This window comes from Ruegeria sp. AB8 (assembly GCF_056542605.1).
On sequence record NZ_JBQGAB010000048.1, the window covers coordinates 1 to 11,535 of the forward strand.

Consider the following 11,535-nt stretch of genomic DNA (forward strand, 5'->3'; position numbering starts at 1 on the left):
AAATCCGCCGCATAATCAAACCAACCAGATGAGCCACATCCTCTCTTAGATCAGAGCGCCATCTGTCCCAAAATCCCTGACGACGGACAGTTATGTCCAGTCCGTCCGCTCGCCCCAACATTGGCAAATAGGTAGTACTCCCCATTCACGCAGGAGTATCCAGTAAGCCACGCCCCTTTGCGCTGTTTGTCGTCGAGGCCAATTAGATCTGCCACGTCCTCCCTGGTGTAGGCGTTACCAACTTCGAAACGCTGAATTTCAGGCTTCGCGCGACAGTTGTCTTGCTGTGTCCAGCCATCCAATGGCCTCCAGTATTTTCTTTGGTGGCCAAAGGCACCTGTCGGTTGCACTTCAATGTTCAGTTCTGCGCAAAAGCGCTTGTAGTGCTTCTCAAGCTGTTCATCCGTTTCGGGTTCGTGTCTGAGGAGTCGAGAGATCGCTTCATTAGTATTTTTTCCATGCTTGTTCAGATTCGCTCTGTGACGCCGGAAATTGTTTGCCTCATAGCCAAGAAAGCGTGAAGGAGCGAAAGCCGTTCCCTGTTTCGTTTGATAAGGGATAAAACAAGTCCCTCGCTTTACGAACTCAAGATATTCGGAGTAGTCAGGACTAGTTCGACCTAGGCGAATTTTCTCAAGGTGCTCGATATTGTCGCTCAAATTCTGAAGGTTTGTGACCAGCTTCGGGGCACTTTCTTCTAAGTCTGGCACGTTCTGTTCCCTTTCCGAGGCACTCTCAGGACCCCGCGTTGTTTGGTCTATAGTACGGCGTCTGATGGAGACGCCGCATCGAAAATCTGTTCTCTGTTCTGTTGGCCAAATTAACATGTCCGCATTTTCCGTGAGCGGTCAATTGGTGAGGGCCGGGCGAGCGGTGGCCTTGGTTCGAAAGTGGCTAGGAAGTCGTCTTTTTCTTTAAATAAAGCATCTTAACTGTGTTCGACACTGCTGGTTTCGTGCTCCCGCAACCACTTTTACCGAACCAGCCGCCGCAAGGCGGCTTTTGTCGTTCTGGACCAACCCAATCATCGCCGCCAGGGCACCCTCCAAATCAATCTGCACGCCACAGCATTGTTTACACAGGCACAACTCATTGCGTACGATCCGGTCGAATATTTCCGACATTATAAACAAAGGGTTTGATGCCATGCCAGATACGCTGGACCTGCATAAGTACGAAAATCTAAGTCCTTTCCAAATCAAAGACGAACTCATCAAGCTGGCACAGAAAGAGTCGCGCCAGATGGCTCTTCCCTATCTGAATGCGGGACGTGGCAACCCCAACTGGATCGCAACAAAGGCACGCGAGGCGTTTTTTCTTCTGGGTCAATTCGCGATGACCGAAGCGCAGCGCCATCGCAATGAACAGCAGGTCGGTTTGGCCGGAATGCCGCAGGGGGATGGATGCTATGACCGGCTCAAGACGTATTGTGCGGATTCGAGAGATAAGAATGGCCCTCCGGGTGCGGACACTCTGGTTGATGTGGTGGACTTCGCGATTGAGAAGTTCGGCTTTGTCCCTGACGATTTTGTATTGGAACTGACCGACGGCATTGTCGGTGACCACTACCCAATGCCTGACCGGTGCATGATGCACAACGAGGCGATCGTCCATGAATACGTGATGTGGGCGATGTGCGCCGGTTTCCGGCCCGACGCGAAATTCGACATTTACGCGGTCGAGGGCGGCACGGCTGCGATGTGCTACATCTTCAAGGCGCTCAAGAACCAACGTCTGCTGAATGCGGGTGACACCATCGCATTGGGTACCCCGATATTCACGCCTTATCTGGAAATGCCGGTGCTCGAGGATTATGGGCTGAATGTCGTGGATGTGTCCTCGGCCGAGAAAGATCACTTTCAACTGACTGATGACGACCACGAGCAACTGGCCGATCCGAAGGTCAAGGCGCTGTTTCTGGTCAACCCAGGCAACCCGTCTTCGGTCGCGATCAGTTCCGAGGTCATGGCCCGGTTGGTCGAATTCGTCAAAACTCGTCGCCCTGATCTGATCATCCTTACGGATGACGTCTATGGTACCTTCGTTCCGAACTTCCAGTCGGTGATGGGGCATCTGCCCGAGAACACGATCGGGGTTTATTCCTTTTCAAAGTACTTCGGCTGCACCGGCTGGCGTCTTGGCGCAATCCTGGTGGCCGAAAACAACATCTTCGACAGGATGATTGCCGAGGCGCCGGCCGAGACAAAGGCCGTGGTCAACGCGCGGTATCAGACCCTGACCCCGGATCCTTCGTCCTTCAAGTTTATCGACCGCATTGTGGCCGACAGCCGCGATGTGGCACTGAACCACACGGCGGGGCTGTCATTGCCGCAGCAAGTGATGATGACGCTGTTTTCGCTGGTCGAACTGATGGATGAACAGAAAGGCTATCAGAAATTCTGCTGGGGTATCCTGAAACACCGCTTTGACGAGTTGGTCGAAGGCTTGGGCATTGAAGTGCCCGACAACCCGTTGTTCGACAAATACTACGGCATCATCGATTTCGAGTTCTGGCTTCGGAAATACGTGGGCGAAGAGGTGGTTGCCTGGATCAAAGACAACGTCCACCCCCTCGATATATCCTTCAAGCTGGCACAGGATCACGGGATTGTTCTGCTGAACGGATCGGGTTTTGATGCCCCCAACTGGTCGGCGCGGGTGTCCTTTGCCAACCTGGACGACAGCGCGTATCGGCAGATTGGTCGCGCGGTCCGGGCCGTGGCCGTTGGCTATGTGCAAGCGTATCGCGCGTCGAAAGGGTTGCCGTTACACGGCTAGGTGCGGGCACAAGAAGCTAAGCGGGCAAAGCTTTGGCCATCTCCCTGCCCGACGATACTTTGCAGCCTACCCATCAGCTATGTGTCGCCGCGCTTCGGGGCCGTGTTCCTAAGGATCGGCCTAGGGAACAAATGCCACGACCAGCGGTCCCCAGAGGGTCAGGAAGATGTTTGCCACGGCGTAGGTCATTGTAAAGGCGGGCGTTGGGGTCGCATTGCCCGTCTTTTCCAGCAGCGTTGCAAAACCCGGATTGCCTGAGCGTGAACCGGTTACAACGGCGCAGCCCTCGACCGGGTTCTTGATGCGCAGGACGAAATAGTTGATCGGGAATTGTACGATCATCGGCATCAACGTCACCAGGATTCCCAGAAGCAGGAGGGTGATGCCGTACTCCTGAATCGCTTCCAGCGCGGGTTGCCCGGCATTCAGGCCGACGACACCCACGAAAACGGCCAATCCGAAACTTTGAAGGAAATTCGCCGCACCCCGATTAATGCCGCCAATCTTGGGTCGTCTGATGCGCAAATAGCCAATGATCAGCCCCGTTACGAGGCATCCGAGCCCCGAGCCCAGTGCCACTTTGGTACCCGCGATATCAAAGCTGATCTCGCCGATCAGATAACCGATCGCCACACCGATCCCCAACGCCACGAAATTCGTGACCGAGGCCGACGGAGGCACATAGCCCGCAAGCTTTGAAACCCGGTTCAGATCGTCCTTGTGGCCGACGATACTGATCTCGTCGCCCGCATGGATTTCGGTATTTTGCAGAACCGGTATGTCATGGCCCATTCGGGTGATTTTCGAGATATGGACACCGCGCCGCTGATCCGCTGTAAGCGCCGCGCGCAGTTCGGCAAGGGTTTTGCCGGTCAGTTTGCGGTTGGTGACCACAACGTTGCGACGCTCTTCCACAACTGTCAGCTCCGGCGGATACTCTCCGATTTCACCACTGACAGTGCCTTCGAATTGAGTGAGAGTTGCGACAAGGCCTGAGACAACGATGACATCTCCGGCGTTGACCGACGTCTCCGGCGTTGGATCGACGGGAGCACCATTTTGCAGCAACCGTTCGACCACAAGATCGCCCTGGTAACCGCTCTCAATGTCCTTAACCGGTTTTCCAACAATGGCCGCATCGGCGTTCACCTGGTATGCCCGGGCTTCAAAGCGGTTCATTGGAAGGAACTCGCCTTCTTCCAGCTTGTGACCACCACCGCTGAGTTTCTGAGCCAGCTTGATAGCTTCTTGTCGCAGATCAACGCGCATTATGATCGGGATGACACTGACAGCCAGAATTGGACCGATTGAGCCAAAGATATAGGTAACCGAGTAACCCACAGCGATGTTTGTCTTGAGCTTTTCGGCTTCATCCGATGCCAGACCCAGCAGATCGATAGCGTTTCCTGCGGTTCCGATAATGGCCGATTGAGTCAGCCCGCCAGCCGCCAGACCCGCAGCCAGTCCTTTGTCCAGTCCCGCCAGTCTGGCCACGACGACAACAAAGAACAATCCCCACAAGGTCATCATAAAGGCGGCCAATAGTTTGGTCAGCGCCGTCCGGTTCAATGCTGCGAAAAACTGAGGGCCTCCGTTGTAGCCCACCATGAAGATAAACAATGAAAAAAAGACGTTCTGAACATCCGCGCTCAGGTTTATACCGCCAATCTGTCCGACAAATACGGCCACAAGCAAAGTGCCCGCTATGCCGCCCAGCTCAAACTTGCCGACCCGGAATTTCCCGACTCCGTATCCCAGACCCAGACACAAAAAAAGCGCCATTATCGGAAAGGCGCGTAGTTGTTCAGTGATCAATTCCATCATCAAACCCCTGGGCTTCTACACAGCTCGAGCCGGCACTGCTCGTGACGTCTCAGCACATTGAAAAGACAATAGATTTAAACTCATTCCGCTATGTCGCTGACAGGTAAGCATCGAGAGAGAGTTCTGTCAAATTCTGGCGTTCAACAAAACCAAATGAGGGCTTTCACCCTCTTTGACTGAATTCAGCGCCAAAACGAACGCCTCAGGACACTCCGGTCCGGATCGATGGGCCCGACAGCGCTGTTCCAGATCGGCGACTTTAGCCCAAAAGGGTTCGGGCAGGTTCCATGGGTTTTCACGGGATAAACAACCGGATAAAAAACGCGACAGATGCCAGGCACACAACGCTGCTGAACCAGATCGCGCCGAACCAGAAAACTCGGTTTAGGGTTTTCAATGGTAACTCTCCTCTGGATCAATCTTCCCGCGGAAAACCCAGTACGTGTAAGCAGTGTAAGCCAGAATTACAGGCAGCAGAATGACGGCTCCGACGAGTGCGAAAGCCAAACTGTTGTCCGGCGCTGCGGCTTCAGTAATCGTGAGGCTTGGGGGTATCATATAGGGATAGAAGCTGATCCCAATGCCGATGAAGCAGACGACGAACAAGCCAATGGCGCAGAAGAAGGGTCGATAATCTCGCCGATCTCTAAGGCCGCAATGCAGATTCCACGCAATGCCAGTAACAACGGCGGGTACAATCACAGAGAATGTGACACCGGGCCACGAAAACCATCTGATCAGATAAACGGGGTCCTGGAACGGGGTTAGAAGGCTGACAAGACCGATCAACCCGAGCGTCAAGAGCATCAGCGGTTGGGCATACCTACGCATCTGACACTGTAAGGCCCATGTGGTTTTCATATTGAGCCAGGTTGCTCCCAGCAACGCATACCCGATCACCAGGGCCACCCCGGTCAGCACTGAGAATGGTGTCAGCCAATCCCATTGTCCACCTGCGTAAAGCCGATCCTCGACCGGGATACCCTGGACCAGCGCGCCAAGCGCGATGCCTTGGCAGAAGGCTGCTACGGTTGACCCGCCGTGAAACGCGACATCCCACAGCCAGCGCCCACGCACCGTTCGCCACCGGTATTCGAAGGCCACGCCCCTGAAGACGAGCGCAAGCAGCATGATGATGATCGGCATGTAGATTGCGGGCATCACCACGGAATAGGCCAGCGGGAACACGGCGAACAAACCTCCGCCGCCCATGACCAGCCAGGTTTCGTTTCCGTCCCATACCGGCGTGACCGAGTTCATCATGACATCCCGATCTTTGTCGGTTTTCGCGAAGGGGAACAGGATTCCAACTCCAAGATCGAAGCCGTCCAGGATCACATAGGTCAGAACGGCAAAGGCAATGATGCCTGCCCAGATTGTCGAGAGTTCAAGCATTACGCCGCCTCCGCCAAACTAGAGATTTCAATGGATTTGTGGCTGTGCTGAAGACCTCCGGCGGGTGGTTTTCCCATAAGGCGCAGCATGTAGAACGTGCCGGCTCCGAATACGGCGAAGTACACGACGATGAAGGCAATCAGAGAAGCTGCAACAGCAGGTGCGTCCACTGGTGAAAGGGAGTCCGATGTTCGCATCAGCCCGTACACCGTGTACGGCTGGCGCCCGACTTCGGTGGTGATCCAACCAGCCAGTACCGCCACAAACCCGCTGGGCGCCAACAGGACGGATGCCCGGTGCAACCAGCGATCTTCAATGAGGCGGCCGCGCAACCTTTGAACAAGCGACCACAAGCCGACGCCCAGCATGGCGAAGCCGATGGCGAGCATGACGCGGAAGCTGTAGAAGACGATCGCGACCGGTGGTTCTTCGTCGTCGGGAATGGTGTCCAGCCCGTCAAGCGGCGCGTTCAGATCGTGTTTCAGGATCAGCGAAGACAGCTTTGGTATTGCGATGGCGTGGTCAACGCGCTTTTCATCCTCGTTAGGAATGCCAAACAGGATCAGCGGTGCGCCTTCGGGATGACTGTCAAAGTGACCCTCCATCGCCATCACTTTCTGCGGCTGATGCTCCAGCGTGTTCAGACCATGAAGGTCGCCCGCAACGATCTGCAGAGGGGTGACCAGAACGGCCATCCACATTGCCATCGAGAACATTCGGGTGACCTCGGCCGTGCGATTACGACGTAGCAAGTGCCATGCCGCAACCCCGGCCACGACGAAGGCGGTCGTGAGATAGGCGGCAAGGACCATGTGCGTCAGGCGGTAGGGGAAGGACGGATTGAAGACAATCGACCACCAGTCAACGGGGATGAACTGCCCCAGTTCGTTGATGTCGAACCCGGCCGGGGTCTGCATCCAGGAATTGACCGATAGGATCCACGTGGCCGATATCAGCGTGCCAAGGGCGACCATCGCCGTGGCCATCATGTGCAAGACGGGACCGACGCGCTCGCGACCGAACAGCATTATGCCGAGGAAACCTGCCTCAAGGAAGAAGGCCGTCATGACTTCATAGGCCATCAGGGGACCGATCACAGGGCCTGCGGTGTCCGAGAATGTGCTCCAGTTCGTGCCGAATTGGTACGACATCACGATGCCGGACACGACACCCATCGCAAAGCCAACGGCGAAGATCTTTTTCCAGTAGTTGAAAAGGTTGAGGTAGGCGCGCTCTTTGCGCCAAAGCCAGAGACCGTTTAGGACGGCCAGGTAACTTGCGAGGCCAATGGAAAAGGCCGGGAAGATGATGTGGAACGACACAGTGAAGGCAAACTGGATACGTGCCAGGGTCTCTGCGTCGAAGTTTATTAACAGGTTCATTGCCGTGTCCTTTGGCGTTGAGTGCAATAAGCAGCAGTCACTGAAGTTGCGTCAGTTGCCGGCCCGTCGATGTCATTCAGATGAGCCGAATTTGGGGTGCAGCCTGTTTCGGTTCGTTTGGGTTCTGGACGGTTGTTTTAGGGTTTTGGACAAAACCCAGGTCGCAATGGCCAAGGCTGGGGGTTGAAATTTGAATCCGCGCCTTCAGGAAACGCGTGGCATTCGCGGGCCAAAAACAAAATTGCCACCCGGCTTGTGCGAGAGCCGGATGGCAACCTGTCAGAAACTGTGCGAGTTCTGTGAGGGGTGGTCAGTCAAGTTGCGACTGGATGCTAACAGCGCTTGTCCAAGGGAGTTTAGGCTGACCCGTCAGTTGTGTTCGGCTGTATCCCCTCCTTCTTCCGTTACACTTCAGTCATCGTTTCAGCGCTTGTGGTCTTCCTTGAAGTCATCGCGGCGCTCTTGTGCTTCATCCTGCGCGTCTTCAAAGTTGTCTTTCTGGATCGCGCCGCCGACAGCACCGACCGCAGCGCCAGCGGCAGCGCCACCCACGATGCTTTCACCGGCAATACCGGCCACGGTGGCGCCGACAACTGCGCCTTTGATCGCCTTGTCGGTGACGTAATCCGCCTGAGCGGTCACAGCCATCGTGATCAGAAGTGCGCCGGAGATCGGAGCGATAAAGAGATTTCTCGAGGTCTTCATTGGGTTCATCCTTGTTCTGGCTCGGCAACCAACGCGGCCGCCGTGTGCCATTGAACTAGGTGACACTGACGCCTGCTTTCTTTTGGAGACGGGACAAGGTTTTGTTGATCCTGGACATCTCAACTTTCTCAGGATCCCGAGGATCAGGAGAAACTAACGGCCGGCTTTACGAAATCTTGCCGGCGTCTCACCGGTCCAGCGCTTGAATGCAACCGAAAAGGCGGCCTGATCGGCAAAGCCAAGCATGAAGGCCACCCGCGCAACACCTTCGCCACTACGCAGCATGCGCTTTGAAAGGTCGCACAACGTACCTTCCAGAAGAGACTTGAAACTTGTCCCTTCAGCCGACAGACGCCTTGTCATGGTTCGGCGTGTCAGTCCAAGCTCGTCCGCAAATTCATCTCCGTTTGGAATTGGTCCTGGAAGACGTTCTCCGAGCATATCCACAATGCGGTCGGACAGGCTTTGGACGGCATCTGGTCGCGCTTTCAACTGCTCTTCACCGTGCCTGCGCAAATGTCCCAAAAGGGTCGGGTCAGCGGTTGGAATGCGAAAACTCATGGCGTTTGGCGGCAGACTCAAGGCGTATCCGGCTTTGAACCCCTCGACAGTGGTTTCCGCCAATGCGGAAAGCAAACGACAATGGGCGGCATCATCCGTTTCCAGCTCGATCGATACGGGCGCCAGCTTGCCGGAAGTGATTTGCTGAATGCGCCTGTAAAGACCGAACAATAGCAACTCGCGATGTCTGGGATATTGGTGCGCCGGGATCACATTGCTTTCCAGCGTGAGCCTTGGATGATCTGGCGCACCGACGACATCCAAACGCAGGTCGGGGTCTTGCATCGCATAAAATCGCTGAGTCATGGCCAATGCGTCATCAATCGTTTCGGCGGCCCGCACGATATATGCAAGCAGTGTTCCGGGGCCTTGTGCCGAAAGCCCGACCCGGGCCGCAAAGGTCTTATCCTCAAGTACACGGCACGCCGTCTCGACCGCTCCGGCCTCGTGCAGCAGCTCGACAGTTGAATCGGGTTCGTCGATCACGTCTTTGGGGGCTCCGGCCATTTCCAGAACCTCAGGAAACGGAATTCGGGCACCTGGCTCCTGCGCGTAAAGACGCCCGACATGCTGCAATCTGTACGCGCTGATACGTGGCACCTTTGCTTCCTCCCCTGACTGACGATCAAGCCCTGACAGTTGGGCAATTGTCCAGAAGCCAACAACAATTGTCCAGAAGCCTAAGGATCGCCCGTGTGATGACGTTTAGGTCCGGGTCATCAGAAAGGATAAGACCATGATCAATTTCGCAAGGTACTACCGCGTTTTTAAGGCGATCCGGGACACCGCCAGACAAGAGTGGTCCGGCGCCAGCATTCACGGACTGCAACCCACGGCACTTGGCGAGAAATCTCCACAAGGGCGGCGCTGGGATCCCCCTTATGCCCCGCAGGAACGGCCCTCCGAACCTTCACAGAAACCATCCGGGACCTGACGTTCCCAACAACCGAAACGCTTCGTTCGCAGCTTAGCTGCGTAAGAAAAGGACTTGAAACATGAAACCACCCGCGTTCCTGATGGCGCCCGTACTTGGCGTCATCTCAACCCCTGCTTTCGCCTCTGGCGGTGACCCCCGTTGGTGGGTTACGCCGGGCCAAACCGATACTTATGCCTGGGTTGGCCTGACCGTTTTCTTTCTGGCGATCCTATTGGTCGTACATCTCTATGCACGTTTCGACCGCTACACCGAGCATAAGGCAAGCGGCACGCCCTTGCGCACAACCATTCCGATGATGCTGACCGTGGCTTTGGCCTACGAACTGATGCCGGCCCTCAGCCATTTCAGCATTCTGCTTCCCGCTGCCCTGCTGCTGACCGCAATCGCCCGCGACTTTATGTTGTGGTGGCGCCCGTCGAATGAGGAGGCGGTAAAATGATCGAACTGCTCGTCACATCCTTCCCGTTTGTTCTGCGCGTCTTCTACCTGAAGTGGCGCGGGATGCCCGTAACTCTGTACAACGTCCACCGCGCGGTCTTCATGTGGTTTGTACTGGCGCTGATCGTATTCTTCGCCGTTTTCTACTACTACCCCAAGTCTTACACGGGCCTTGTGCCCTTCAGAACCGTACCTGTGGTTGCCGAGAACGGCGGAACCGTCACAGACGTCTATGTAAAAGGCGGCGACCGCGTAAAACCGGGTGATCCATTGTTTGCTGTCGAGAATTCGTCTGAACAAGCTGCGGTGGACTTCGCAACGCGCAAAGTTGAAGAGATCGAAAGCGCAAAACTGGCAGCCGAGCTGCAGGTTCAAACTGCGCAAGCGGTGCTGGATGCTGCGATCACCGCCAGAGAACAGGCCGAGCTGGTGCTGATGGACCACGAGGCGCTTCGGTCCAAGGGTTCCGCCGCTTTTCAGGTGAGCCAGCTGGAACGGGCGCAGGCAACTCTGGATACTCGCGAGGCGGAAGTCAAAGCCGCAGAAACGCAACTGGGTGTGGCTCAGGTCCAGGCGACTGCCGTCTTTCCGGCCCAACTTGCATCGGCACGCGCGTCGCTGAAGCAGGCCCAGGTCGAGCTGTCCAAGACTTTGACACACAGCACTGTCGACGGCGTGGTTGAACAAGTCACCCTGAATGTCGGTTCGCGCGCAGCGCAAGCAGCGATGAGCCCCGCATTGCTGATCGTACCCGACCGGAAAGATGCCGAGCGTGGACGCATTGTCGCCGGGTTCTCGCAGGTCTCGCGCACCGAATTGTACGAAGGTATGGCCGCAGAGGTTGCTTGCGAAAGCAACTTCAACATTTCGATGCGCAACACCATCCTGCCTGCTCGTATCGTGCGCATTCAGGAGCCGATTTCCTCAGGCCAGCTTGCCCCAAGCGGTCGCCTGATCGAGCCTGGCGAAAAGGCGAAACGAGGCCAGATCGTCGTGCACCTTGACCTGGTGCACCTTGAACATCGCGCCCTTCTGGTGCCAGGGAGCGGCTGCATTGTTCAGTCCTACACCACGAGTTTGGACGGCGACCTAGAGGGAACAACCGTGGCACATGCCATCCAGGCCATGGGGATCATCAAGGCTGTCGGTTTGCGGATCAAAGCATGGTTCGGCCTGACGTCAGGCATCGGCCTGATTGGTGGCGGGCACGCCTGATCGCCTTGAGGCTGTCGTCTTCATTACCAGCGGCTCCCGGCAAAGGCCGGGAGTCGTTAAGGCTGTTTTGGTCGGCCATCTCACCAATCGTTCACAAGGTCGGGGCCGATATTCGCTGCCACGCAGAGTTCCGGAACCCGGTAAATAGCCGCCCTGCAGACAATGTAGCCACTCAGAACAAATCAGAACTTTCTCAACCACGCACATGCCTCACTATTAAATTTTGCTTGTCCTCCTTGACGGACCACTGCGCCAAATGCTGCCATGGGCGGGCATTCAGCCGGCCTGGGAGGCTCAAAT

Annotated in this window: 10 protein-coding genes; 4 read left to right on the forward strand and 6 right to left on the reverse strand. The window is 56.0% G+C overall.

Annotation, left to right across the window (positions count from 1 at the left end; translation table 11 throughout):
- Positions 1-50 precede the first annotated feature (50 nt).
- Positions 51-710 carry a hypothetical protein gene (locus ACR0CG_RS22950; protein WP_480527763.1) on the reverse strand — a complete coding sequence of 220 codons (660 nt, stop codon included), beginning with the start codon at positions 708-710 and terminating at the stop codon, positions 51-53.
- A 436-nt stretch (positions 711-1,146) separates the two neighbouring features.
- Between ACR0CG_RS22950 and ACR0CG_RS22955 the strand changes: the two genes are divergently transcribed.
- A complete protein-coding gene (locus tag ACR0CG_RS22955; RefSeq protein ID WP_480527765.1) occupies positions 1,147-2,778 on the forward strand; it encodes a bifunctional aspartate transaminase/aspartate 4-decarboxylase in 1,632 nt (543 codons plus the stop codon).
- A gap of 120 nt (positions 2,779-2,898) precedes the next feature.
- Here ACR0CG_RS22955 and aspT read toward each other — a convergent pair whose 3' ends face one another.
- The 5 genes from aspT to ACR0CG_RS22980 all read right to left on the reverse strand — a co-directional run bounded on the left by aspT (position 2,899) and on the right by ACR0CG_RS22980 (position 9,245).
- Positions 2,899-4,599: an aspartate-alanine antiporter gene (gene aspT, locus ACR0CG_RS22960; protein ID WP_480527766.1), complete on the reverse strand. Its 1,701-nt coding sequence runs from the start codon at positions 4,597-4,599 to the stop codon at positions 2,899-2,901.
- Positions 4,600-4,995: 396 nt separating this feature from the next.
- Positions 4,996-5,997: a cytochrome d ubiquinol oxidase subunit II gene (gene cydB / locus ACR0CG_RS22965; protein ID WP_480527768.1), complete on the reverse strand. Its 1,002-nt coding sequence runs from the start codon at positions 5,995-5,997 to the stop codon at positions 4,996-4,998.
- The gene (locus ACR0CG_RS22970; RefSeq protein WP_480527770.1) at positions 5,997-7,379 is read right to left on the reverse strand and encodes a cytochrome ubiquinol oxidase subunit I; all 1,383 of its coding nucleotides are present in this window, start codon (positions 7,377-7,379) and stop codon (positions 5,997-5,999) included. Before ACR0CG_RS22970 ends, cydB begins: the two co-directional genes overlap by 1 nt.
- Before the next feature lie 423 nt (positions 7,380-7,802).
- Positions 7,803-8,084 carry a hypothetical protein gene (locus ACR0CG_RS22975; RefSeq protein ID WP_480527772.1) on the reverse strand — a complete coding sequence of 94 codons (282 nt, stop codon included), beginning with the start codon at positions 8,082-8,084 and terminating at the stop codon, positions 7,803-7,805.
- Between the two features lie 153 nt (positions 8,085-8,237).
- The gene (locus tag ACR0CG_RS22980; RefSeq protein ID WP_480527773.1) at positions 8,238-9,245 is read right to left on the reverse strand and encodes a helix-turn-helix domain-containing protein; all 1,008 of its coding nucleotides are present in this window, start codon (positions 9,243-9,245) and stop codon (positions 8,238-8,240) included.
- A gap of 136 nt (positions 9,246-9,381) precedes the next feature.
- On the opposite strand from ACR0CG_RS22980, the gene ACR0CG_RS22985 reads away from it, so the two are divergent.
- The 3 genes from ACR0CG_RS22985 to ACR0CG_RS22995 all read left to right on the forward strand — a co-directional run bounded on the left by ACR0CG_RS22985 (position 9,382) and on the right by ACR0CG_RS22995 (position 11,235).
- Positions 9,382-9,579, forward strand: a complete 198-nt coding sequence (locus ACR0CG_RS22985) for a hypothetical protein (protein ID WP_480527775.1) — start codon at positions 9,382-9,384, stop codon at positions 9,577-9,579.
- 61 nt (positions 9,580-9,640) lie between these two features.
- Positions 9,641-10,021, forward strand: coding sequence for a hypothetical protein (locus ACR0CG_RS22990; RefSeq protein WP_480527777.1), 381 nt, complete (start codon positions 9,641-9,643; stop codon positions 10,019-10,021).
- The gene (locus ACR0CG_RS22995) at positions 10,018-11,235 is read left to right on the forward strand and encodes an HlyD family secretion protein (protein ID WP_480527778.1); all 1,218 of its coding nucleotides are present in this window, start codon (positions 10,018-10,020) and stop codon (positions 11,233-11,235) included. Before ACR0CG_RS22990 ends, ACR0CG_RS22995 begins: the two co-directional genes overlap by 4 nt.
- Positions 11,236-11,535 lie beyond the last annotated feature (300 nt).